At 72.8% G+C, this 24329-nt stretch carries 21 protein-coding genes; 2 read left to right on the forward strand and 19 right to left on the reverse strand.

The genetic code is table 11. The annotated features are described in order from the left end of the window. The 11 genes from paaB to groES form a co-directional block, all read right to left on the reverse strand. Positions 1-282 (reverse strand): 1,2-phenylacetyl-CoA epoxidase subunit PaaB, encoded by a 282-nt coding sequence (gene paaB, locus AC6EH9_RS17330; RefSeq protein ID WP_498424874.1) that lies wholly within the window; start codon positions 280-282, stop codon positions 1-3. Beyond that, positions 275-1288: a 1,2-phenylacetyl-CoA epoxidase subunit PaaA gene (gene paaA / locus AC6EH9_RS17335; protein WP_498424875.1), complete on the reverse strand. Its 1014-nt coding sequence runs from the start codon at positions 1286-1288 to the stop codon at positions 275-277. Before paaA ends, paaB begins: the two co-directional genes overlap by 8 nt. A 119-nt stretch (positions 1289-1407) precedes the next feature. Next, positions 1408-2991: a glutamine-hydrolyzing GMP synthase gene (guaA, locus tag AC6EH9_RS17340; protein ID WP_498424877.1), complete on the reverse strand. Its 1584-nt coding sequence runs from the start codon at positions 2989-2991 to the stop codon at positions 1408-1410. A gap of 431 nt (positions 2992-3422) precedes the next feature. Further along, on the reverse strand, positions 3423-5174 hold the full coding sequence (locus tag AC6EH9_RS17345; RefSeq protein WP_498424879.1) for a GMC oxidoreductase: 1752 nt from the start codon (positions 5172-5174) through the stop codon (positions 3423-3425). Then, entirely contained in the window at positions 5171-6790 is a 1620-nt protein-coding gene (locus AC6EH9_RS17350) for a succinic semialdehyde dehydrogenase (protein WP_498424881.1), read from the reverse strand. Before AC6EH9_RS17350 ends, AC6EH9_RS17345 begins: the two co-directional genes overlap by 4 nt. 96 nt (positions 6791-6886) lie before the next feature. Further along, entirely contained in the window at positions 6887-7741 is an 855-nt protein-coding gene (locus tag AC6EH9_RS17355; protein WP_498424883.1) for a carbon-nitrogen hydrolase family protein, read from the reverse strand. Beyond that, the gene (locus AC6EH9_RS17360) at positions 7738-8844 is read right to left on the reverse strand and encodes a GuaB3 family IMP dehydrogenase-related protein (RefSeq protein WP_498424885.1); all 1107 of its coding nucleotides are present in this window, start codon (positions 8842-8844) and stop codon (positions 7738-7740) included. Before AC6EH9_RS17360 ends, AC6EH9_RS17355 begins: the two co-directional genes overlap by 4 nt. Positions 8845-8858: 14 nt before the next feature. After that, positions 8859-10388 carry an IMP dehydrogenase gene (gene guaB / locus AC6EH9_RS17365; protein ID WP_498424887.1) on the reverse strand — a complete coding sequence of 510 codons (1530 nt, stop codon included), beginning with the start codon at positions 10386-10388 and terminating at the stop codon, positions 8859-8861. Between the two features lie 54 nt (positions 10389-10442). Beyond that, a complete protein-coding gene (locus tag AC6EH9_RS17370) occupies positions 10443-11339 on the reverse strand; it encodes a GNAT family N-acetyltransferase (RefSeq protein WP_498424889.1) in 897 nt (298 codons plus the stop codon). A gap of 381 nt (positions 11340-11720) precedes the next feature. Continuing rightward, positions 11721-13346, reverse strand: a complete 1626-nt coding sequence (gene groL, locus AC6EH9_RS17375) for a chaperonin GroEL (RefSeq protein WP_498424891.1) — start codon at positions 13344-13346, stop codon at positions 11721-11723. 93 nt (positions 13347-13439) lie between these two features. Continuing rightward, positions 13440-13736 carry a co-chaperone GroES gene (gene groES / locus AC6EH9_RS17380; protein ID WP_460801730.1) on the reverse strand — a complete coding sequence of 99 codons (297 nt, stop codon included), beginning with the start codon at positions 13734-13736 and terminating at the stop codon, positions 13440-13442. Between the two features lie 239 nt (positions 13737-13975). Between groES and AC6EH9_RS17385 the strand changes: the two genes are divergently transcribed. Next, positions 13976-15160: a class I SAM-dependent methyltransferase gene (locus AC6EH9_RS17385; RefSeq protein WP_498424892.1), complete on the forward strand. Its 1185-nt coding sequence runs from the start codon at positions 13976-13978 to the stop codon at positions 15158-15160. Positions 15161-15251: 91 nt separating this feature from the next. Here the strand turns inward: AC6EH9_RS17385 and AC6EH9_RS17390 are convergent, their stop codons facing one another. The 5 genes from AC6EH9_RS17390 to tsaD form a co-directional block, all read right to left on the reverse strand. Beyond that, positions 15252-15851 (reverse strand): hypothetical protein, encoded by a 600-nt coding sequence (locus AC6EH9_RS17390; protein ID WP_498424894.1) that lies wholly within the window; start codon positions 15849-15851, stop codon positions 15252-15254. A gap of 202 nt (positions 15852-16053) precedes the next feature. Then, the gene (locus tag AC6EH9_RS17395; RefSeq protein ID WP_498424896.1) at positions 16054-17718 is read right to left on the reverse strand and encodes a glycoside hydrolase family 3 protein; all 1665 of its coding nucleotides are present in this window, start codon (positions 17716-17718) and stop codon (positions 16054-16056) included. Between the two features lie 148 nt (positions 17719-17866). Continuing rightward, positions 17867-18481 carry an MBL fold metallo-hydrolase gene (locus AC6EH9_RS17400; protein ID WP_498424898.1) on the reverse strand — a complete coding sequence of 205 codons (615 nt, stop codon included), beginning with the start codon at positions 18479-18481 and terminating at the stop codon, positions 17867-17869. Continuing rightward, on the reverse strand, positions 18481-19581 hold the full coding sequence (locus AC6EH9_RS17405) for an S-(hydroxymethyl)mycothiol dehydrogenase (protein ID WP_498424900.1): 1101 nt from the start codon (positions 19579-19581) through the stop codon (positions 18481-18483). Before AC6EH9_RS17405 ends, AC6EH9_RS17400 begins: the two co-directional genes overlap by 1 nt. 394 nt (positions 19582-19975) lie before the next feature. Then, positions 19976-21028, reverse strand: a complete 1053-nt coding sequence (tsaD, locus tag AC6EH9_RS17410; RefSeq protein ID WP_498424902.1) for a tRNA (adenosine(37)-N6)-threonylcarbamoyltransferase complex transferase subunit TsaD — start codon at positions 21026-21028, stop codon at positions 19976-19978. A 142-nt stretch (positions 21029-21170) separates the two neighbouring features. Here tsaD and AC6EH9_RS17415 point away from each other — a divergent pair, with 142 nt between their 5' ends. Next, positions 21171-22787: an APC family permease gene (locus AC6EH9_RS17415; RefSeq protein ID WP_498424904.1), complete on the forward strand. Its 1617-nt coding sequence runs from the start codon at positions 21171-21173 to the stop codon at positions 22785-22787. 52 nt (positions 22788-22839) lie between these two features. Here the strand turns inward: AC6EH9_RS17415 and AC6EH9_RS17420 are convergent, their stop codons facing one another. The 3 genes from AC6EH9_RS17420 to tsaB are packed head-to-tail and all read right to left on the reverse strand — an operon-like array spanning position 22840 to position 24329. After that, positions 22840-23244 carry a DUF8108 domain-containing protein gene (locus AC6EH9_RS17420; protein ID WP_498424906.1) on the reverse strand — a complete coding sequence of 135 codons (405 nt, stop codon included), beginning with the start codon at positions 23242-23244 and terminating at the stop codon, positions 22840-22842. 9 nt (positions 23245-23253) lie between these two features. After that, entirely contained in the window at positions 23254-23694 is a 441-nt protein-coding gene (gene rimI / locus AC6EH9_RS17425) for a ribosomal protein S18-alanine N-acetyltransferase (protein ID WP_498424907.1), read from the reverse strand. After that, positions 23691-24329, reverse strand: coding sequence for a tRNA (adenosine(37)-N6)-threonylcarbamoyltransferase complex dimerization subunit type 1 TsaB (gene tsaB, locus AC6EH9_RS17430; RefSeq protein ID WP_498424909.1), 639 nt, complete (start codon positions 24327-24329; stop codon positions 23691-23693). The genes rimI and tsaB overlap by 4 nt, the downstream gene beginning before the upstream one ends.

A 24329-nucleotide genomic window follows, 5' to 3' on the forward strand; every position in this document is an offset into this window, starting at 1 on the left:
TCACAGGTGCGGGACGTCCGCGGGGACGTCGTAGAACGTGGGATGCCGATAGGCCTTGTCCCCGCTCGGGGCGAAGAACGGGTCCTTCTCGTCGGGGCTGGACGCGGTGACGTCGCGCGCGCGCACCACCCAGAGGCTGACCCCCTCGTTGCGGCGGGTGTAGACGTCGCGGGCGTGGCGCAGCGCCAGCTCCGCGTCCGCCGCATGCAACGACCCCACGTGCACGTGGTTCAGCCCCCGCTTCGCCCGCACGAACACCTCGAACACCTCACCCTCATCCATCGCGACCCGTCACTCCCTCGACCATTTCCGCGGCGTGTCGCGGCGCCCCTGACGGCTCGCCGGTTCCCGCGGTACGACGTGCGTAGGCGCGCGCCGCCTCCCGCACCCACGCGCCGTCCTCGTGCGCACGCCGCCGGTGCGCGATCCGCTGGGCGTTGCACGGCCCGTCCCCGGACACGACGGCCTTGAACTCGGCCCAGTCCGGCTGCCCGAAGTCGTGCGCGCCGCGGGCGTCGTTCCAGCGCAGCTCGGGGTCGGGCAGCCTCACCCCCAGTGCCGCGGCCTGCGGGACGGTCATGTCGACGAAGCGCTGGCGCAGCTCGTCGTTGGTGTCGCGCTTGATGCCCCAGGCCATCGACTGCGCGGTGTTGGGCGAGTCGCCGTCGGGGGGCCCGAACATCATCAGCGCCGGCCACCAGAACCGGTCCACCGACTCCTGCACCATCGCGCGCTGCTCGTCGGTCCCGCCCATCATCGTCATCAGCAGCTCGAAGCCCTGCCGCTGGTGGAACGACTCCTCCTTGCAGATGCGCACCATCGCCCGGCCGTAGGGCCCGTACGACGTGCGGCACAGCGGCACCTGGTTGCAGATCGCGGCGCCGTCCACCAGCCAGCCGATGGTGCCGACGTCGGCGTAGGACAGCGCCGGGTAGTTGAAGATCGAGGAGTACTTCTGCCGGCCGTCGAGCAGCATCCGGGTCAGCTCGCCCCGGGAGACGCCGAGCGTCTCGCACGCGGAGTACAGGTAGAGCCCGTGCCCCGCCTCGTCCTGGACCTTGGCCAACAGGATCGCCTTGCGCCGCAGCGACGGCGCCCGGGTCAGCCAGTTGCCCTCGGGCTGCATGCCGATGATCTCGGAGTGGGCGTGCTGGGCCATCTGGCGCACCAGCGTGCGGCGGTACCCCTCGGGCATCCAGTCGCGCGGCTCGATCCGGTCGGCGCGGGCGATGACGTCCTGGAACGACGCCTCGACCGCCTCGACGTCCTGTCCGGCTGTCCCGGCCATCTGCCACCTCGCATTACCAACCGATCGGTCGGTTCGAGTGTGGCACGCGTCACAGGAGCGGACAAGGGCTCGGGTCTACCCGCCGTCCACCCGCCGCGCCCGCACGGGGCGCAGCGGGCTCACTCCCACTCGATGGTGCCCGGCGGCTTGGAGGTGACGTCCAGCGTGACCCGGTTGACCTCGCTCACCTCGTTGGTGATGCGGGTCGAGATGCGCTCGAGCACGTCGTACGGCAGGCGCGCCCAGTCGGCGGTCATCGCGTCCTCGGAGGTCACCGGGCGGATCACCACCGGGTGGCCGTAGGTGCGGCCGTCGCCCTGGACGCCGACGGAGCGGACGTCGGCCAGCAGCACGACGGGCATCTGCCAGACGTCGCGGTCCAGCCCGGCCCGGGTGAGCTCCTCGCGGGCGATCGCGTCGGCGTCGCGCAGGATCTCCAGCCGGTCCTGGGTGACCTCGCCGATGATCCGGATGCCCAGGCCGGGGCCCGGGAAGGGCTGGCGCCAGACGATCTCGGAGGGCAGTCCCAACTGCTCGCCGACCAGGCGGACCTCGTCCTTGAACAGCGTGCGCAGCGGCTCGATCAGCTCGAACTCGAGGTCGTCGGGGAGACCGCCGACGTTGTGGTGGGACTTGATGTTGGAGGTGCCGGCGCCGCCGCCGGACTCCACCACGTCGGGGTAGAGCGTGCCCTGCACCAGGAACGCGACCTTCTCGCCGGCCTCGGCCGCGTCGCCGAGGACGGCGGCCTCGGCGCCCTCGAAGGCGCGGATGAACTCGCGGCCGATGATCTTGCGCTTCTCCTCGGGGTCGGTGACCCCGGCGAGGGCGTTCAGGAAGGTCTCGGCCGCGTCGACGACGTGCAGCGAGACCCCGGTGGCGGCCACGAAGTCGCGCTCGACCTGCTCGGCCTCGCCCTTGCGCAGCAGGCCGTGGTCGACGAAGACGCAGGTCAGCTGGTCGCCGATGGCGCGCTGGACCAGCGCCGCGGCGACGGCCGAGTCGACGCCGCCGGAGAGACCGCAGATGGCGCGGCCGGACTCGCCGACCTGGGCCCGGATGGACTCGACCTGCTCCTCGACGATGTTGACCATCGTCCAGGTCGGGCGGCAGCCGGCGATGTCGTGCAGGAAGCGCTCGAGCACCTGCTGGCCGTGCTCGCTGTGCAGCACCTCGGGGTGCCACTGGACGCCGGCCAGGCCGCGCGAGGTGTCCTCGAAGGCGGCCACCGGCGTGACGTCGGTGGAGGCGAGGACGTCGAAGCCCTCCGGCGCCGCGGTCACGGAGTCGCCGTGCGACATCCAGACGCGGTGCGCCGCGGGGATGTCGGCGAGCAGCGTGCCACCGTCGCCGATGGTGACCTCGGTGCGCCCGTACTCGCGCACGCCGGTCGGCGAGACCTCGCCGCCGAGGCCCTTGGCCATCAGCTGGAAGCCGTAGCACATGCCGAACGCCGGGACCCCCGAGGTGAAGATCGCCGGGTCGATCGAGGGCGCGTTCTCGGCGTACACCGAGGACGGGCCGCCGCTGAGGATGATCGCCTTGGGCTCGCGGGCGAGCATCTCGGCGACCGGCATCGTGTGCGGGACGATCTCGGAGTAGACCTTGGCCTCACGCACCCGGCGGGCGATGAGCTGGGCGTACTGCGCCCCGAAGTCCACGACGAGGACGAGGTCATGATCGTGCGGTGTCACGGTGGACATCGACAGGGCGCCCTTTCGACGGCGTACGGCGGCCCTGCGAGTCTATCGAGCACGTCTCCGCACCGAGCATTGGCCCGTGAACGCACCAGGGCCCGGCCGGGGAGGGAGGGTGGCCGGGCCCTGATCGTCCACACGCCTGGAGACAGCGCACGGACAGCGGATCCGGCGTGTGGGAGGGAGCTTGACTGCCGGATCCGACTGCTCAACGAGGTCTGCAAAGGCGGGTTACGGGGGCTCTGGGGAAAATACTTCGACTCTGCACAGAGCCCTCGTCGCCGGCGGAGTGCGGCCACCACCGGCACAGCCCCGCGACCCGTCAATGCCTCCTCGACATGCCGCAGAAATGGTCGAGGGAGTGACGGGTCGCGGGGCTTGGGGCTGGGGTGGGGCTGGGGTGGGCTTGTTGCCTGGGGCTCTGCCCCTGGGGTGGGTCAGCTGACGCCGACGATGGGGAGGCGCAGCGCGCCGGGGGCGGTGGGGGGTACGGCGGGCGCCCGGGGCGCGACCGGCTCGACGCGGCGGTAGGGGCTGCCGGGCTCGGGACGGGGGTCGGCCTCGCCCTTGTTGGGCCACAGCGCCATCGCCCGCTCGGCCTGGGCGGTGATCGTCAGCGACGGGTTCACCCCCAGGTTCGCCGAGATCGTGGAGCCGTCGACGACGTGCAGCCCGGGGTGGCCGTGCATCCGCTGGTAGGGATCCACCACGCCCGTCTGCGGGGTCTCCCCGATCGTGCAGCCGCCGATGAAGTGCGCGGTCATCGGCCGGTTGAACGGCTCGCCGAGCGTCCCGCCGGGGGTGCCCTTGAGGATCCGCGCGATCCGCCGTACCGCCTGGTTGGCCGCGGGGATCCAGGTCGGGTTGGGCGCACCGTGGCCCTGCGTGGAGGTGAGCCGCCAGCCGACCGGGGTCCTGCGCACCGAGGTGGTGATGGAGTTGTCCAGCGTCTGCATCACCAGCGCGATCACGGTCCGCTCCGACCAGTGCTTGAGGTCGTAGAGCCCGAGCACGTTGCGCCGTTCCTTCCACAGCTCCTTGAGCCACACCCGCCAGCGCGGCAGCGGGCCGTCGCCGTCGGTGAGCACCGTCTGCAGCAGCGCCATCGCGTTGGAGCCCTTGCCGTAGCGCACCGCCTCGATGTGGGTCTGGGCGTCGGGGTGGAACGACGAGGTGATCGCCACGCCCTGGCTGTAGTCGACCGACAGGTCCGGGGCCAGCGCCCCGAGGATCGCCTCGGAGTTGGTACGGGTCAGCACGCCCAACCGGTCGGAGACCCCCGGCAGGTCCCCGGTCGCCTTGAGCCGGTGCAGCAGCTTCTGGGTGCCCAGCGCGGCTGCGGAGAAGATCACCTGCTCGGCGGTGTAGCTGCGCACCGCGCTGCGCCGGGAGGCCTTCGCCTTCGTCCAGCGCGCGTCGACGCGGTAGCCGCCGCCGGGCATCGGGCGGACCCGGGTGACCGTGGTCAGCGGGTGCACCACCGCGCCGGCCTGCTCGGCGAGGTAGAGGTAGTTCTTCACCAGCGTGTTCTTGGCGTTGTGCCGGCAGCCGGTCATGCACTCCCCGCAGCCGATGCACGCGGTGCGCTCCGGGCCGACGCCGCCGAAGTAGGGGTCGGCGACCCGGTCGCCCGAGGCCTCCGCGGCCGACTCGCCGTCCGGCCCGTCCGGGCCCGAGGGGCCGCCGAAGAAGACCCCGACCGGCGTCGGGGTGTAGGTGTCGGCGACCCCCATCTCCTCGGCGACCTGCAGCATCACCTCGTCCGAGGGCGTGTGCAGCGGGTTCTGGACCACTCCGAGCATCCGCTTGGCCTGGTCGTAGAACGGCGCGAGCTCGGCCTTCCAGTCGGTGATGTCGGCCCACGCGGGGTCGCGGAAGAAGCCGTCGCCGGGCTCGTAGAGCGTGTTCGCGTAGACCAGCGACCCGCCCCCCACCCCGGCGCCGGCGAGGATCACGCAGTCCCGGACCGCGTCGATGCGCTGGATCCCGTAGCAGCCCGCCTCGGGCAGGTAGAGCCAGCGCTTGAGGTCCCAGGAGTTGCGGGCGAAGTCCTTGTCCTCGAAGCGCGCCCCGGCCTCCAGGACCGCGACCTTGTAGCCCTTCTCGGTGAGCCGCAGCGCGGAGACGGAGCCACCGAAGCCGGACCCGACGATGAGCACGTCGTAGTCGTAGTGCTGCTCTCGGCTCATGCGCGGCCGAGCTTCTTCATCAGGCGCAGGTTGGCGGTCATCACCTTCGCGTACGCCGCGTCCGACATCCCGAGCATCGGCGCGAACCGGATCAGCCGCTGCACCGCGACCGACTGGGTCTCGGTGTAGCGCAGGACGCCCTCGGCGCCCTGGCGGCGCCCCATCCCGGACTGCCGCATCCCGCCCATCGGCGCGTCGATGCTGGCGAAGGTGGCACCGAATGCCTCGTTGACGTTGACGGTGCCGCACTTGATGTGGCGGGCAAGGGCGCGAGCGCGCTTGGTGTCACGGCTGTAGATCGAGGCGTTGAGCCCGTACTCCCCCGCGTTGGCGCGGGCGATCGCGTCCGCCTCGTCGTGGAAGCGGTAGAGCGCGATGACCGGACCGAAGGTCTCGTCGCCGAAGCAGGTCATCTCCGGGGTGACGCCCTCGAGGATCGTCGGCTCGAAGAAGAAGGGTCCGAGGTCGGGGCGGTGCCGGCCACCGGCGAGCACCCGCGCGCCCTTGGCGACCGCGTCGTCGACGTGGGCCTGGACCACCTCGAGCTGCTCGGCGGAGATCAGCGAGCCCATGTCCACCCCCCACTCCAGGCTGGCGCCGAGCGTCATCGCCTGGGTGCGGGCCACGAAGCGCTCCACGAACCGGTCGTAGACCTGGTCGGCGACGAACATCCGCTCCATCGAGACGCACAGCTGTCCGGCGTTGGAGAAGCTGGCCCGCACCGCGCCCTCGGCGGCCTTCTCCAGGTCGGCGTCGCGCAGCACGAGCAGCGGGTTCTTGCCACCGAGCTCGAGCGAGCAGCCGATCAGCCGCTCGGCGCACTGCGCGGCGACGCGCTTCCCGGTGGCGGTGGAGCCGGTGAAGCAGACGTAGTCGGCGCGGTCGATGATCGCGGTGCCGACCCGCGAGCCCGGCCCGGCCAGGACCTGCCACAGGTCCGGTGGGAACCCGGCCTCCTCGAGCAGCTGCGCGGCCAGCAGCGCCGAGAGCATCGTCTGCGCGTCCGGCTTGGTGATCACCGCGTTGCCGGCCAGCAGCGCGGGCAGGCCGTCGCACAGCGCCATCGTGAAGGGGTAGTTCCACGGCGAGATGATGCCGACGATTCCCTTGGGGACGTGGTTGACCTCGACCCGGGTCAGGCCGGGGACCACGCCGAGGCGGCGCTCGGTGGACAGGTGCGTGTGCGCGGTGCGGGCGTAGTAGCGCGCGGTCAGCGCGATGTGCAGCGGCTCGTCGAAGGCGTGCTTGCGGGCCTTGCCGGACTCCAGCACGATCAGGTCGATGATCTCGTCCTGGCGGTCCAGGACCAGGTCGTGCAGGCGCATCAGCGTCGCCGCCCGCTCCTCCAGCGACGTCCGTGCCCAGGCCGCCTGGGCGCGGCGGGCGCGGACGAAGGCGGTCTGGACGTCGGCGTCGCTGGACTGCGGGATGTGCGCCAGCGGCTGCCCGCTCAGCGGCGAGCTCACCGGCTTGCTCTCGCCGGAGGTGGCGAGGATGCGCCGGGTCAGCGCGTTGACGTAGTCGGGCTCGAGGGCGTACGCCGCCGTCGGGTCGTGCTCGGGGTCGGCCGGGCCATGCAGCAGCGGGTCGTTCCCCCGGGGGCTCTGGGCGCTCATGTACCGAGAGTATGTGACCCGCGTCTCCGAAACTACCCTCGGGTAGCAAGGTGTAGCGTTTGACACATTCGCTGGACCTGTAAACGCTTTCCGCGCTCAGCCGCGCAGCCTCGGCCCCAGGTCGTCGCGGTGGTCGTGGTGCATGGGGTGGGTGGCCCGGGTCGAGGCGACCACCGCCGGGTCCAGGTCCGCGATCGCCAGGCCGGCCTCCTCGCCCAGCCTGGCCAGCGGCCGGCCCTCGGGGTCGTATACCGCGGAGCCGCCGATGAACTCCGCTCCCCCGCAGCGCCCGGTCAGCCCGGCGAACACGACGTACATGCCGTTCTCCACCGCCCGCGCCGGGTAGTACAGGTCGCGCCGGTGCGCGCCGCCCGGGAAGTACGCCGCGGAGTTGAGGTAGCCCAGCGCCCCGTCGTCGGCGGCGGCCCGGGCGTGCTCGGGGAAGCAGCCGTCGTAGCAGACGCTCAGCCCCAGCTCCACGCCGTCGACGGTGATCGAGGCGCCATGCTCGCCGGGCACGAAGAACTCCCGCTCGAGGGGGACGAGGTGCTGCTTGTCGTAGGGGGCGGTGACGGTTCCCTCGGGGCGCACCACCAGCTGCGCGAGGGTACGGCGCGCCAGGCCGTCGCGACCGCCGCCGTCGAGGCCGCCTCCCAGCGCAGTGCCGCGCACGCGGCGCAGGGCGGTGCTCACCACCACCACGCAGTCGGCGTCCGTGGCCGCGGCTCGCAGCGGGTCGAGCCAGGCACCCTCGAGCTCGTCGTCGCCCGGGATCGGGCCGGCGAAGGCGTCGACGTCGTAGCCGGTGAGGAACGCCTCGGGCAGCACCAGCAGCCGCACGCCCTGGCCCCCCGCGAGCTCGGTGATGCGGGCGGCGGTGGCGACGTTGCGCGTCACGTCGCCGGCGACCGAGACGGCCTGGCCGGCCGCCACCCGCAGCACCGGGCTCACCCGACGATGACCTCGATCCGCTGGAACTCCTTGAGGTCGGTGTAGCCGGTGGTGGCCATCGCGCGCTTCAGGGCGCCGACCAGGTTCATCGTGCCGTCGGCCATCCGGGAGGGGCCGAACAGGATCTCCTGCAGGGTGCCGACCGGCTCGAACTCCACGCGCTCGCCGCGCGGCAGCTCGCCGTGCCAGGCCTCCGCGCCCCAGTGGAAGCTGCGCCCCGGGGCGTCGGTGGCACGCGCGAACGGCGAGCCGACCATCACCGCGTCGGCGCCGCAGGCGATCGCCTTGGTCAGGTCGCCGGAGCGGCCGATCGAGCCGTCGGCGATGACGTGGACGTAGCGGCCCCCGGACTCGTCGAGGTAGTCGCGGCGCGCGGCCGCGACGTCGGCGACCGCGGAGGCCATCGGCACCGCGACGCCGAGCACGGTGCGGGTGGTGTGCGCCGCGCCGCCGCCGAAGCCAACCAGCACGCCGGCGGCGCCGGTGCGCATCAGGTGCAGCGCCGCCTGGTAGGTCGCGCAGCCGCCGACGACCACCGGTACGTCGAGCTCGTAGATGAACTCCTTGAGGTTCAGCGGCTCGGACTGCGAGGAGACGTGCTCGGCCGAGACCGTCGTCCCGCGGATCACGAACATGTCGACGCCGGCGTCGACGACGGTCTTGGCGAACTCCTTGGTGTGCTGCGGCGACAGCGCCCCGGCCACGGTGACGCCCGCGTCGCGGATCTGCTGGAGCCGGGCGGTGATCAGCTCGGCCTTGATCGGCTCGGCGTAGATCTGCTGCATGCGGCGGGTCGCGTCCACCCCGCGCAGGGTGGCGACCTCCTCGAGCAGCGGCAGCGGGTCCTCGTAGCGCGTCCACAGGCCCTCGAGGTTGAGCACCCCGAGGCCGCCGTACTCACCGAAGGCGATCGCGGTCTCCGGCGACATCACCGAGTCCATCGGGGCCGCGAGGATCGGCAGGTCGAAGCGGTAGGCGTCGATCTGCCAGGCGATGCTCACCTCCTCGGGGTCACGGGTACGGCGCGAGGGGACGATCGCGATGTCGTCGAAGGAGTAGGCACGCCGGCCGCGCTTGGCCCGGCCGATCTCGATGTCGGTCATGTCGATTCCTGTCGTCAGATGCCGTGGTAGTTGGGCGACTCGACGGTCATCTGCACGTCGTGGGGGTGGCTCTCCTTGAGCGAGGCGGAGGTGATCCGCACGAAGCGGCCCTTCTCCTGCAGCTCGGGCACGGTCCGGGCGCCGACGTAGAACATCGACTGCGTCAGGCCGCCGACGAGCTGGTGGGTGACGGCGCCGAGCTGTCCGCGGTAGGCGACCTGGCCCTCGATGCCCTCGGGGACGATCTTGTCGTCGCTGGTGACCTCGGCCTGGAAGTAGCGGTCCTTGGAGTAGGACTTCTTCCCGCGGCTCGACATCGCCCCGAGCGACCCCATGCCGCGGTAGGCCTTGAACTGCTTGCCGTTGACGAAGACCAGCTCACCGGGCGACTCCTCGCAGCCGGCGAGCAGGGAGCCGAGCATCACCGCGTCCGCGCCGGCCACCAGGGCCTTGGCGATCTCGCCGGAGTGCTTCATGCCGCCGTCGGCGATGACCGGGATGCCGGCCGGGCGGCACGCCAGGGACGCCTCGTAGACGGCCGTGACCTGGGGTACGCCGACCCCGGTGACCACGCGCGTCGTGCAGATCGAGCCGGGTCCGACGCCGACCTTGACCGCGTCCACGCCGGCGTCGACGAAGGCCTGGGCCCCGGCGCGGGTGGCGACGTTGCCGCCGATGACCTGCACGTGGCGGGTGCCCGGGTCGGTCTTGAGGCGGCGCACCATGTCGAGCAGCAGCCGGACGTGACCGTGCGCGGTGTCGGCGACCAGCACGTCGGCGCCGGCCTCGATCAGCCGGGTGGCCCGCTCCCAGGCGTCGCCGAAGTAGCCGATGGCCGCACCCACCATCAGTCGGCCGTCGGCGTCCTTGGTGGCGTGCGGGAACTGCTCGGACTTCACGAAGTCCTTGACCGTGATCAGGCCGGCGAGGCGGCCCTGCTCGTCGACCAGCGGCAGCCGCTCCTTCTTGTGCCGGCGCAGCAGCAGGGTGGCGTCGTCGCGCGAGATGCCGATCGGGCCGGTGACCAGGCCCTCGCTGGTCATCACCTCGGAGACCTTGGTGGTCGACCACTCCGCGACCGGGGTGAAGCGCAGGTCGCGGTTGGTGATGATGCCGAGCAGGTGCTGGCCGGCGTCGACGACGGGGAGCCCGGAGACCCGGAACTCGCCGCAGATCTTGTCCAGCTCCTCCAGCGTCGCGTCCGGACCGATCGTGATCGGGTTGGAGATGATGCCGGTCTGGGTGCGCTTGACGAGGTCGACCTGGTAGGCCTGGTCCTCGATCGAGAGGTTGCGGTGCAGCACGCCGAGCCCGCCCTGGCGGGCCATCGCGATGGCCATCCGCGACTCGGTCACGGTGTCCATGGCGGCGGAGACCAGCGGCACCTTCAGGCTGATCTCCCGGGTGAGCCGGGAGGTCGTGTCGATCTCGGACGGCGCCAGGTCGGACTCACCGGGGAGCAGCAGGACGTCGTCGTAGGTGAGGCCGAGTGCCGCGAACTTCTCGGGGACTCCGTCGGATGCGCCAGCGGGAGCAGAGGTCAAGGTTCCACGAGCCTTTCGTGTGGCAGGAGGCCCCCAGTCTATCGGCGCGCCCGCTCAGAGCCCCAACGGCTTGAGGTCGCGCACCGGCACCCGCACGGTCAGCACCTCGGCGGCCATCCGGATCCGTCCGCGCAGCCCCGCCGCCAGCACCATCGGGAGCACCGCCTGGTTGTCGGCGCGGGTGGCGAGCACGATCTCCGCGGCCCCCTGCCCGGAGGCCAGCCGGGCCGCGTCGGTGAGCAGGCGGGTGCCGATGCCGCGGCGCTGCCAGGCCGGGTCGACGCGGAGGGTGACCTCGCGGACCCCCGGCTCGTCGCCCTCCGCCTGCACCTGCGCCAGCCCGACCACGGTCTCGTCGACGACCGCCGAGATCGTGTCGCCGCTCAGCTCGTAGGACGGGGTGGCCCCGGTACCGAGGCGCCGGGCCAGGTTGGGCACCAGCGCCGCCTCGCGGCTGCGGTGCAGCACGTCGCTGACCAGGTCGGCCAGCGCGGCCCCCCGGGCGTGCTCGGTCGCGGTGAACGGCGCCGTGCGGCGTACCTGCACCTGCACGTCGCCGACGGTGAGGTCCATGACGTCCTGGACCGGGGCGCCCCGGCCGGCGGGATCCGCCTCCGCGTCGAAGAGCTGGGCCACCACCTCCGGGAACCCCGCCGGGCTGGCCAGGATCGTCCGGGCCGCCTGGACGTAGCGGGCCGGCTGGTCCACCAGGGCGGCCTCGGTGCAGGCGAGCACCTGGACCGCCTGCACCCCCGAGCCCTCGACCAGACCGACGAGGTCGCCGATGCCCCAGTCGTCGGGCGTGCGCAGCACCAGCTCGTCGGTCACCGACCCGACCCCCGGGAAGATCTGCAGCCCCAGGATGTTCACCCCGGCATCGCCACAGCCGCGCGCCAGCACGGCCAGCGCGCCCGGTCGGTCGGGCATGTTCGTGCGGACTCTCCAGAGCATCGCTCTCCTCCTCAACAGCAAAGACCCCAGCCTGCGCTGCGTGCGTTGCCGGGGAGCGTCCACGGTGTTTCGGGCCCGTGACGGCCGCCGTCTGCCGCCCCGCCCCCCGCCCCGCGCCGTTTGGTCCCCAACGGAGGCGAATCCGGCCCCAGACATGCCGTCTCTGCCCAATCGGCGCCCATCACCGGCCGCCACGGCGGAAAGGACGCCGTTTGGTCCCCAACGGAGCGAAAACCGGCCCAGCAGCCGCCGTCTCCGCCCAATCGGCGCCCCAGCACCCGCCCGCCACTCCCCCGCCCCCGCACCACCCCCAGAAACACAGCACTCCCCGGCCGAGGTTCGGCCGGGGAGTGCTGGTGGTGCGGTGAGGAGTGGTACGGCTCAGTGGCCGTGACCGTGCCCGTGGCCGGCAGCGGCCGGGGCGTCGTCCTCGTCCTCGGGCTTCTCGACGACCAGGGTCTCGGTCGTGAGCAGCATGGCGGCGATCGAGGTCGCGTTGACCAGCGCGGAGCGGGTCACCTTGACCGGGTCGAGCACGCCCTGGGCGACCAGGTCGCCGTACTCGCCGGTGGCGGCGTTGTAGCCGTTGCCCACCCCGAGCTCGCGCACCTTGGTGGTCACCACGTAGCCGTTCTCGCCACCGTTCTCGGCGATCCAGCGCAGCGGCTCGTCGGCAGCCTTGCGTACGACGCGCACGCCGGCCGCCTCGTCGCCCTCGAGGCCGAGGCCGTCCTCGAGGACCTTGACCGCGTGGATGAGGGCGGAGCCGCCACCGGCGACGATGCCCTCCTCGATCGCGGCGCGCGTCGCGGAGACGGCGTCCTCGATGCGGTGCTTCTTCTCCTTCAGCTCCACCTCGGTGGCGGCGCCGACCTTGATCACGCAGACACCGCCGGCCAGCTTCGCGAGGCGCTCCTGGAGCTTCTCGCGGTCCCAGTCGGAGTCGGTGTTCTCGATCTCGGCCTTGATCTGGTTGACGCGACCCTCGACCTCGGCGGCGTCACCGGCGCCGTCGACGATGGTGGTGTTGTCCTTGGTGATCACGACGCGACGGGCCTGGCCCAGCACCTCGAGACCGACCTGGTCGAGCTTGAGCCCGACCTCGGGCGCCACGACCTGACCACCGGTCAGCGTCGCGATGTCCTGCATCATCGCCTTGCGGCGGTCACCGAAGGCCGGAGCCTTGACCGCGACGGCGTTGAACGTGCCGCGGATCTTGTTGACCACCAGCGTCGACAGGGCCTCGCCCTCGACGTCCTCGGCGAGGATGAACAGGGGCTTGCCGGACTGGATGACCTTCTCCAGCAGCGGCAGCAGCTCGGCGACGGCCGAGATCTTGCCCTGGTGCAGCAGGATGTAGGGGTCGTCGAGGACGGCCTCCATCCGCTCGGGGTCGCTGACGAAGTACTGCGAGATGTAGCCCTTGTCGAACTGCATCCCCTCGGTGAACTCCAGCTCGGTGCCCATGGTGTTGGACTCCTCGACGGTGATCACCCCGTCCTTGCCGACCTTGTCGAAGGCCTCGGCGAGCAGCTCGCCGATCACGCTGTCGCGCGAGGAGATGGTGGCCACCGAGGCCATGTCCTCCTTGGACTCCACCTCGCGGGCGGCGTCGCGCAGCGCGGCGCCGACGGCCTCCGCCGCAGCGTCCATGCCGCGCTTGAGGCCCATCGGGTTGGCGCCGGCGGCCACCGCGCGCAGCCCCTCGTGCACCATCGCCTGGGCGAGGACCGTGGCGGTCGTCGTCCCGTCACCGGCGATGTCGTTGGTCTTGGTGGCGACCTCCTTGCACAGCTGGGCGCCGAGGTTCTCGAACGGGTCGTCCAGCTCGATCTCACGCGCGACGGTGACACCGTCGTTGGTGATGGTCGGGGCGCCCCACTTCTTGTCGAGGACGACGTAGCGGCCCTTCGGGCCGAGCGTCACCTTGACGGCGTTGGCGAGGGCGTCGACACCGCGCTCGAGCGCGCGGCGGGCGTCCTCGTCGAACTCCAGGATCTTGGGCATTGCTCTCCTCGTGAACGCGATCGGGCCGTGCTCCCGAGGAACGCGCCCTCCTCAGCGGGAGGGCGCGTCCTCAGGCACACGACCCAGGGAAAATCAGGAAACGATAGCGAGGACGTCGCGACCGGAGAGGATGAGGAACTCCTCGCCGGCGTACTTGACCTCGGTGCCGCCGTACTTGCTGTAGATGACCTTGTCGCCCACGGAGATGTCCATGGGGATGCGCTCGTCGCCGTCCTCGTTGAAGCGGCCGGGGCCAACGGCCACGACCTCGCCCTCCTGGGGCTTCTCCTTGGCGGTATCGGGGATGACCAGGCCGGAAGCCGTGGTCTGCTCGGCGTCAAGGGGCTTGACGACGATGCGGTCCTCGAGAGGCTTGATGTTGACCGACACGATGTCGACCTCCACTTTCTCCACTAGGTCTTGACTCGAAGTGGGAGCGCTCTTCAATCGAGACCGCTCCGGCACGTGTTGAGCCTGCTCGGAGGTACGCCGTCGCGGGGGTCGCACTTCGTTGCAAGCACTGGCACCCTCAGGGTGAGAGTGCCAGAACAGACGTTAGCACTCGACCTGACGGAGTGCCAGAACGGTCGGCCCGTGGAGCGCCATCCGGCCTCTGAGAGGATCCAGGGGTGGACCTCGACGACTTCCGCTGGCTGCTCACCGACACCGGCCAGCGCGTGCTGGAGCAGGCCACCCACGCGTACGCCGACGCGGCCGGCGACCCGGTGCGCTCCGCGGCCGCGGTACGGCGCATCGAGGCCGACCCCGCCCACGCCGCCGCCGCGCTCACCCAGGTCCAGCTGCGCGCCCGGGCCGTCGCCAAGCTCGGCGAGCGGGCAGTGCGGATGTACTTCACCCCCGACGCCCTCGAGCAGGCCACCCGGCACCGCGTCGCCCAGCACCGGGCGGCCCGGCTCGCCGCCGCGGCTCCCTCCTCCGTGGTGGACCTGGGCTGCGGCATCGGCGGGGACCTGATCGCCTTCTGCGAGGCCGGCCTGACCGCCGCCGGGGTCGACCTGGACCCGGTCCGGGTGGCGGTGGCCGAGGCCAACCTCGCCGCGCTCGGGCTCGAGGGGGCGGTGATGGTCGCCGACGTCACCCAGGTCGACACCGAGGCGTTCGGGGTGGCCTTCGCCGACCCCGCCCGCCGCTCGGCGCGCGGCCGGATCTTCGACGTGGAGGGCTGGACGCCCCCGTGGCCGTTCGTCACCGGGCTGCTGGCCCGGCGCTCGGTGGTCAAGGTGGCGCCCGGGATCCCGCACGAGCTGGTCCCCGACGGCGTCGAGGCGGAGTGGGTCAGCGACTCCGGGGACGTCAAGGAGGCAGCGCTGTGGTCGCCGTACCTGGCCACCACCGCACGCCGGGCGACGGTGATCGGCGACCGCGGGCTGGCCACGCTCACCGACGAGGACGACCCGTTCGTCGGCCACGACCGGCCGGTGCGCGAGCTGGGGCGCTACCTCTACGAGCCGGACGGGGCGGTGATCCGCGCGGGCCTGGTCACCGCGGTGGCGGCCGGCGTGGGCGGCGGGCTGCTCGACGAGCACATCGCCTACGTGACCGGCGACGACGCGTTCGGCACCCCGTTCGCCCGCGGCTACGAGGTGCTCGAGGAGCTCCCCTACCGCGAGAAGCCGCTGAAGGCGGCGCTGCGTGCGCGTGGCGTCGGCCGGCTGACGATCAAGAAGCGCGGCGTCGACATCGTGCCCGAGCTGCTGCGCAAGCGGCTCGGGCTGACCGGCGACAACGAGGCGACGCTGGTCCTCACCCGGCTCGCCGGCAAGGGCGTCGCCCTGCTGGTGCGGCCGCTGTGAGCCTCGGCGCCCGGTCTGGGACATGACGAGGACGGCCGGGCGGTGACTGTGCACCGCCCGGCCGTCCGGGTCGTGGGGTGAAGCGGGGCGATCAGGCGCCGGCGGGGGCTGCCCGGCGACCGGTGGTGCCCTCGGCCTCCAGCGCGTTGACCTTCTTGGCGTGGCGCATGCCGAGCCCGGCGAGGATCAGCAGGGCGGCGGCGCCGACGAAGGCGGCGATCGCGGCGTAGCCGGCGATGGTGCCCATCGTGGCGAAGGCGAAGCCGTAGAGCAGCAGGCCGCGCAGGGTGTTGCCCATGAACAGCGACTGGCGCAGGGCGCCCAGCTCCGCGACCTCGGCCGGGTCGGCCTCGGGGTTGGCGTTGGCGGCCATGAACTCGCCGCTGACCTCTTCGTAGGTGCGGTTGTCGCTGGAGGCGTTCATGTGGACCTGGATGTAGTGGTCGGCGAAGGCGCGGGCCTGGTTGCCGGTGGTGAGCTTCTGGCCGGCGTACTGGTCGAGGGCCTCGTGCTGCTCCTTGGTCTCCAGCGCCTCCTTCTCCGGCATCGTGATGTCCTGGGCCGCGAGCTGGTCGTGCACCTGGTCGTTGATGAAGACGTTGGCCCAGGTGAGCAGGCCGCCGGCGGCGAGAAGGACGACGGCCAGCAGGATGCCGGTCCACGAGATCAGCTTGTCGAGTGCAGAGCGCACGGGGTTCTCCTTTGCGAGGTGCAGGGAACCCAATGTCCCTGCCGGTGATGACTTGAACGCTAGGTGCACCCGAGCAGCGCTCTCAGGGGCTTCGGGTCCGAACAGGAGTGGCTGCAAGGCCCCCCTTACCCGGGACAAGATGGGCCCGAAGGTCCCGTGGCCGACGGACCGAAAGACCCTGGAGGGCGGGACAGTGCCCGCGTCAGCAGCGGGGCGGGCGCAGTCCGGCGACCGGTACCGGGACCCGACCGGTCGCCCGCTCCCGGCCGCTGAGCACCCCGACGAGCGCCCGCATCGCGCCGGGAGTGGCGCCGTAGGTGGCCAGCCGGACCGGTGCATCCGAGCTGGCCAGCACGTACGGCGTGTCGGTGGCGACCGTGACGTCGCTGCCGGCGCGCGGCCGGTCGCCGTACCCGAGCACGTCGACGCGGGTCCCGCCCGGACCCACCCGCAGCCCCGCCCGGCGGGCGGCTCGGGTCAGCTGCGTGCGCCCCTGGGGGTCCCCGGTCGGGGTCACGGTGGCGCCGACGTGGCGGGCCCGGCACCGTCCCCGCACGACGGTGACGGCGGCCCGGGACAGCGCGGCGGACGCGCCCGCGTCGGGTGCGCGTCGCCGCCCGGACGACCCGGTCGCCTGGTGGCGCAGCAGCGCGATCTGCCGGGCGGCCGCCTGCTCCAGGCGCCGGCGCGGCAGCTCACCGGCACGGACGGCGCGGATCAGCCCGGCGCGGGCGGCGGCGGAATCGGGCGGTGTGAGCACCACGTCGGCGCCGGCGCGGACCGCGGCGACCGCGGCCGACGCGGAGTCGTGGGTGGCGCTGATCCCGGCCATGTCCAGGGCGTCGGTGACGACCAGCCCCTCGAACCCCATCCGCTGACGCAGCAGACCGGTGATCACCGGTCGCGACAGCGACGAGGGCACCCCCGGGTCGACCGCCCGCACGTCGAGGTGGGCGACCATCAGCGCCGACGCGCCCGCCTGCACCAGGCGCCGGAAGGGCAGCAGGTCGACGGCCCCGAGCCGCCTCAGCGAGCGCCGCTGGACCGGCAGCGTGCGGTGGCTGTCCTCGGCGACCGAGCCGTGCCCGGGGAAGTGCTTGGCCACCGGGAGGACGCCCACCTCGGCCAGCCCCGCGACACCGGCGAGCACCTGGCGCGCCACCAGCCGCGGGTCGGAGCCGGCCGCCCGGGACCCGATCGTGGGGTCCTGCGGCCCGCTGGTGACGTCGGCGACCGGCGCCAGGTCGACGGTGAAGCCGAGCCGGCGCAGCTCGCGGCCCAGGTGCCGGTGGGTGGCCCGGGTCAGCGGCGCCCGGTCGGCCGCCCCGGTCGACATGAACGACGGCAGCTCGGTGACCCCGTGCCGCAGGCGGGCCACCAGGCCGCCCTCCTGGTCGACGGCGATGAACAGCGGCCAGCCGCGCGAGCGTGTGGCACGGCGCAGGGCGGCGTTGGCCGCGCGGATGCCGGCGGCGGAGTCCACGTTCTCCTCGAAGGCGACCACCCCGCCCAGGTGCAGGCGGCGGACCAGGTCCACCGGCGCCCCGGTCCCGTCGTAGCGGGCCACCACCAGCTGGCCGGCCAGCGCCGGCAGCGGCAGGCGGCGTACGTCGCGCGCGGCGCGGTCGAGCTGGGCGGCGCTGGGCCCCCAGCCGGGACGCAGGCCCAGCCCGGCCGCGGCGCCGTCGCTCGAGCCGGCAGGGTCGGGGGCGGGCGTCGGCGCGGACTCGGCCGGGGTCGACGCGGACTGCGCGGGGGCCGGGGAGGCTGGGGCGGGTGCCTCGGCGTCCCGCTCGACGGGGGTGGCGGAGCAGCCGACGACGAGGAGCGCCGCGGCGAGGGTCAGGCCGGTGCGAGAAGACAGCATCGCCGTCCATGGTGCCAGCCGGAGGGTGGGTGCGGCGATCCGGCGGGGGTCGGGGCTGCGCCGCTCGGAGCGCACGCAAGCGGACGCGAGCCCAGGGCGATCCCGCGGTGTGCGGGAGCCCTGGGCTCGCGTGCGGCGAGGGCCCGACTCAGCCCAGGAGCGCCTTCTCCGCGCCGATCGTGGTGTCGTCGCCGTGACCGGTGTGCACCACGGTCTCGTCGGGCAGCGCGTAGAGCTTGGCCCGGATCGAGGACTCCAGGGTGGAGCGGTCGGAGTGGCTGCGCCCGGTGGCGCCCGGGCCGCCCTGGAACAGCGTGTCGCCGGTGAAGACGCAGTCGAGCTCGGGGGCGTAGAGGCAGACCGCGCCGGGGGCGTGGCCCGGGGTGTGCAGCACCCGCAGCGTGGTGCCGGCCACCTCGAGGTCCTGGCCGTCGGCGATGTCGACGTCCCAGAGCTCGTCGGGGTGGGTCAGCTCCCACAGCACCCGGTCGTCGGGGTGCAGCAGGATCGGCGCCACCACCCGCTCGCGCAGCGCGGGCGCGACCCGGACGTGGTCGTCGTGGGCGTGGGTGCACACGATGGCGCGGACGCGTCGCTCCGCCACCACGGCGAGGATCGCCTCCACGTCGTGCGGGGCGTCGATCACCACGCACTCGTTGTCGTCGCCGACCACCCAGATGTTGTTGTCGACGTCGAAGGTCTCCCCGTCCAGGCTGAACGTGCCCGAGACCACCGCGTGGTCCACACGCAGCGCGCCGCTCATCAGAGGATCACCACCGAGCGCAGCACGTCGCCGCGGCGCATCCGCTCGAAGGCCGCCTCGACGGCGTCCAGGGCGATCTCCTCGGTGACGAACGCGTCCAGGTCGAGGCGGCCCTGCTGGTAGAGGTCCACCAGCATCGGGAAGTCGCGGCTGGGCAGGCAGTCGCCGTACCAGCTCGACTTCAGCGCCCCGCCGCGACCGAACACGTCGCCCAGCGGGATCTCGGGGGTCATCATCTCGGGCGTGGGCACGCCGACGAGGACGACGGTGCCGGCCAGGTCGCGCGCGTAGAACGCCTGCTTCCAGGTCTCGGGGCGACCGACCGCCTCGATCACCACGTCGGCGCCGTCCGCGCCCTCGTAGGTCTGCGCGGCGATCCGCTTGATCTCCTCGACCGGGTCGACCTGCGAGGAGTCCACGGTGTGGGTGGCGCCCATCTCCTTGGCCTTGGCGAGCTTCTTGGGGTCGATGTCGACGGCGATGATCGGGCTGGCGCCGGCGAGCGCCGAGCCGGCGATCGCCGCCACACCCACGCCGCCGCAGCCGATCACCGCGACCGACTTGCCGCGGGTGACCGCGCCGGTGTTGATCGCGGCGCCGACGCCGGCCATCACGCCGCAGCCGAGCAGTCCGACCGCCGCGGGACGGGCGGCCGGGTCGACCTTGGTGCACTGTCCGGCGGCGACCAGCGTCTTCTCCGCGAACGCGCCGATGCCCAGCGCCGGGGACAGCTCGGTGCCGTCCTCGAGCGTCATCTTCTGGGTGGCGTTGTGGGTGTTGAAGCAGTACTGCAGCTCACCGCGCTTGCAGGCGCGGCACTCACCGCACACCGCGCGCCAGTTGAGGACCACGAAGTCACCCGGCGCCACCCCGGTGACGCCCTCGCCGACCGCCTCCACGATGCCCGCGGCCTCGTGGCCGAGCAGGAAGGGGAACTCGTCGTTGATGCCGCCCTCGCGGTAGTGCAGGTCGGTGTGGCACACGCCGCACGCCTGGACCTGCACCAGCGCCTCGCCCGGGCCCGGGTCCGGCACCAGGATCGTCTCGAGGCTGACCGGCTGTCCCTTGGCGCGCGCGACGACGCCCTTGACCTTGTGCATGCTGTCTCCTTCGGAAGTCGTGTGCCCCCACGCTAGTGAGCGGACACAATGCGCCCCGGTGCTGCCCGGGCGCGTCGCGCCCGGCGAGCGGATGCTAGGAGACGTCGACCTGCTGGCCGATCCGCCGCGAAGGTGTGGAAGGGGGCCTCGGCGCAACGGCTGATGCCGCGCCGGCCGGCCCGACGGGCGTCCAGCGCACGGCGTACGGGCTGGAGGTCGCCGATTGGGCAGAGACGGCGGGCCTCGGCCGGGGATCGTCGCCGTTTGGTCCCCAACGGCGTACTCCGCCTCCGGAACCCGCAGAGACCTCGCCGATTGGGCAGAAACGGCATGCCGATCCGGGAAATGACCGCCGTTGGGGACCAAACGGCGGCCCCGAGCCTGCGAGGAAGGGCTACGCCACCACGGTGGTGATCGGCTGCGAGGAGTCCGCGGGCAGGTCGAGGGCCGAGGGGGCGCGGCCGCGGGTGACCAGCTCGGCGCCCAGGGCGGCGACCATGGCGCCGTTGTCGGTGCACAGGCCGGGGCGCGGCACCCGGACCCGGATTCCCTTCGCGGCGGCGCGCTCCTCGGCCATCGCGCGCAGCCGGGAGTTCGCGGCGACGCCGCCACCGATCAGGATGTCCTCGATGCCCTCGCTGGTGGCGGCGTCCAGGGCCTTGCGGACCAGTACGTCGCACACGGCCTCCTGGAAGGAGGCGGCGACGTCGGCGACCGGGACCGGCTCACCGGAGCGCTCGCGCGCCTCGACCCAGCGGGCGACGGCGGTCTTGAGGCCGGAGAACGAGAAGTCGAAGCGGTGCCGCTCCAGGTCGCGCCGCGCGGTGAGGCCGCGGGGGAAGTCGACGAAGACGCTGTCGCCGTCGCGGGCGACCCGGTCGATGTGCGGTCCGCCCGGGAACGGCAGGCCCAGCAGGCGGGCGACCTTGTCGAACGCCTCGCCGGCCGCGTCGTCGATGGTGGCGCCCATCGGCTCGACGCCGACGGTGACGTCCTCGACGCGCAGCAGGCTGGAGTGGCCCCCAGAGACCAGCATCGCCAGACAGGGCTCGGGCAGCGCACCGTGCTCGAGCTGGTCGACCGCGACGTGCGCGGCCAGGTGATTGACGCCGTAGATCGGCTTGCCCAGGCCCAGCGCCAGCGCCTTCGCCGCGGCGACGCCGACCAGCAGGGCGCCGGCGAGCCCGGGGCCGCTGGTCACGGCGATCGCGTCCACGTCGCGCAGCCGGACGCCGGCGGTCTCGCAGGCCCGCTCGATGGTCGGCACCATCGCCTCGAGGTGCGCCCGGCTGGCCACCTCGGGTACGACGCCACCGAAGCGGGCGTGCTCCTCGACGCTGCTCGCCACCGCGTCGGCCAACAGCGTGTGGCCGCGGACGATGCCGACGCCGGTCTCGTCGCAGGAGGTCTCGATGCCGAGGACGAGCGGCTGGTCGATGGCGGGCATGTCCCCATTGTGCCGAGTGCTCGCACCGCCCCGGCGAGGGGGCGTGACGCGCCTCGGTAGCGGCGCGTCACCGCGGCGGGCGAAGTGGTCGACCACGGCGGATGCATGGCGTACACCGCGGGCTCGGCCTATCGTCACCATGATGGCTGAGATGCATACGGCCAACCGCTCGGTTGGCACTCTCGGGTTGACCTTCGTCGCAGTCGGCGGCGTGGTCGGCTCCGGAGTGTTGTTCGCCCCGCTGTTCGCGGCGCAGCAGGCCGGCCCGGCCGCCATCCTCGCGTGGCCGATCGCCGGGCTGATGCTCGTCACGGTCGCCCTGGTGTTCGCGGAGATCTCCGCCATGCTGCCGGTCGTCGGCGGGCTGGGGCTGCTGCCCACCTTCAGCCACGGGCAGGGGGTCGGCATCGCGATCGGGTGGGTGGCCTGGGTCGGCTACGTGACGGCCGCACCGATCGAGACCCAGGCCATGCTCGAGTACGCCAGCAACGAGCGGGCCTTCGACTGGCTCTTCGTCGCCGAGGCGTCCTCGAGCGGGCAGAGCGCGCTGAGCCTGCCGGGGATCGCGGCCGCCGCCGTCGTCCTGGTCGCCTTCACCGCGCTCAACGCGTTCGGGGTGGCGCTGTTCACCCGGGTCAACAACGTGCTGACCTGGGTGAAGCTGATCATCCCGGTGGCGATCGCCGTCGCGCTGCTCACCCAGTTCTCCACCGCCCCGATCCGCGAGACGGGGTTCGCTCCCGATGGGATGAGCGGGGTGCTCAACGCCATCACCACCGGCGGGGTCGCCTTCGCCTTCCTGGGCTTCCGGCACGCGCTCGACCTCGCCGGCGAGGCGAAGCGCCCGCAGCGGACCATCCCCGTCGCGCTCGTCGGCGGCATCCTCATCTGCACGGCGCTCTTCACCGTCCTCCAGCTCGGCTTCATCGGGGCGGTGGACCCGGCTGACCTCGACCTCGGCTGGGCCGGTCTCGACCGGGGCGGAGCGAACGGACCGCTGGCCGCCCTGCTCACCGGCCTGGGGATGGCCATGCTGGCCAAGCTGGTGGTGGCCGACGCCGTGCTCGGGCCGTTCGGCGCGGGGCTGGTCTCCACGGCCTCCACCGGACGGCTCGCGGTGGCGGTGGCCCAGAACGGCCTGTTCCCGCGCGCCGTGACCGTCTTCTCGCGCCACGGGGTCCCGTTGCGGGCGATGGTGTTGAACCTGGCGGTGGGGATGGTGCTGCTGCTCGCCTTCCGCGACGGCTGGTCGGAGCTGCTCTCCTTCAACTCCGGCGCCATCGTGCTGTCGATGTGCCTGGGCCCGGTCACCGTCGTCGCGCTGCGCCGCCAGGTCCCCGACCGGGCCAGGCCGTTCCGGCTGCCGGGGCTGCCGGTGCTCGCGCGGGTCGCCTTCATCGTGGTCAGCCTGATCATCTACTGGACCGGGTGGGAGACGATGATCAAGCTGACCATCCCGATCGCCGTGGGCGTCGCGGTGCTGGTGTGGCGCGTCGTCCGGGACCCGGAACTGGGCCGCTCGCTGGCGCTGGGCTCGTTGGTCTGGCTCGGCCCCTACTACGTCGGGCTGCTGGTGCTGACCCTCGTCGGCCGCTTCGGTGGCGGGCTCGAGCTGCTGCCGTTCGGCGTCGACATGGTGCTGGTCGCCGCCTTCGCGCTGGTGCTCTTCGAATGGGGCGTGCGCGCGGCGCTGCCCGCGGCCGAGGCCGCCGCGGCGGTCGCCGGGGTTCCGGAGGTCCGGACGGCCGAGGACGGCTGAGTCGCCCGCTCCTGGGCTGGGGCGGGATCGTGTCCGCCCCCGCGGGTTGCCCTCAGGCGGCGACCGAGGTCCAGACGTTGCCCCACGGGTCGACCCGCAGCCGCCGGCGATCCTCGGAGCGGGTGAGCACGCTGACGATCCAGACGATGCCCCACACGCCGGTGAGCAGCGTCAGGACGGCATGCAACACGTGCGACACCGACCGGCGGGTGGCCACGATCGCCGACTCCTCATCCTGGCGCAGCACCACCGCCCCCTTGAGCACCAGGTCGTCGATCGCCTTGCCCAGCACCACCGCGCGCTGCGCGGGTGTGAGCTGGGGGTCCTCACCGAACGGGGTCGGCGACTCCAGCCGCTCGGGGCGCAGCGCGTACGCCGCGTGGGCCCAGCGTCGGCCGGTCCACGCCTGCCATCGGCCGCGATGCCAGCGCAGCTCCCCCGTCCGCCTCTTCCCCACGCGCGCAGGCTACGCGCAGCCCAGCGTCCGTGACAGCACCAGGGCGTCCGACCCGTCGCGGTAGTAGCGCCGGCGCCGGTCGAGCTCGCTGAACGCGTGCGCGGCGTAGAACGCCCGGGCACCCTCGTTGGCCTCGCTCACCTCGAGCAGCATCCGCTGGGCGCCCAGCTGGCGGGCCGCGTCCAGCCCCGCCTCCAGCAGCGAGCCCGCGAGCCCGCCGCGCTGCAGGTCGGGGCGCACCCCGATCCGCTGCAGGTCGGCGACGTCCCCGAGCACCATCACCACCACGTACCCGACCACGGCGCCGTCGCGCTCCTCGACGAAGGCGCGCCGCGTCGTCGCGCCGAGCTCGTCGCGGACCTCCTCGAGGCTCCACGCCTGCACGCCGAACAGCTCGGTCTCGAGCGCGGCGACCGCGCAGGCGTCGTCGGGTACGGCGAGCCGGATCACGAGACCGGCTTGCGCGCGGCCATCTCCACGGCGTCCGGGCGGCGCAGGTAGAGCGGCTCGGGGTCGCGCAGCTCGACGAGCTCCTCGGCGACGGCGCGGGCCAGCCAGCCCGCCGAGGGGCGCACCGGTGCGACCGGGCGACCGAACGCCTCGGGGTAGAGCACGGCGCCCTCCCCCACGCACGGCAGGTCGGTGGCGGCATCGGCGGGACGCAGCACCTGCGGCTCGTCGAGGCGGGCGCCCTGCGCGTCGTAGGAGGCCAGGTAGACCTCCTTGCGCCGGGCGTCGGTGGCCACCACGAACGGCCCGTCCACGGTGCCGGTCGCGACCGCCTCGACGGCGAGCACATCCAGGGAGCACACGCCGTACACGGGGACCTCCAGGACCAGGGCCAGCGTGCGGGCGGTGACCAGCCCCACCCGCAGTCCGGTGAACGGGCCCGGACCGACGCCGACGGCGAGCGCGGTGAGGTCCTGGCGGACCAGCCCGGCGTCGGCGAGGACCGCCTCGATCAGCGGCGCCAGCTGCTCGCCGTGCTTCATCGGGCGCTCGGAGGAGCGCTCGGCGACCACGTCCTGGCCGTCGTGGACGGCGACGGTGACGAGCGGGGTGGCGGTGTCGAAGGCGAGCAGCAC

The organism is Nocardioides sp. Z21_20, assembly GCF_059766585.1.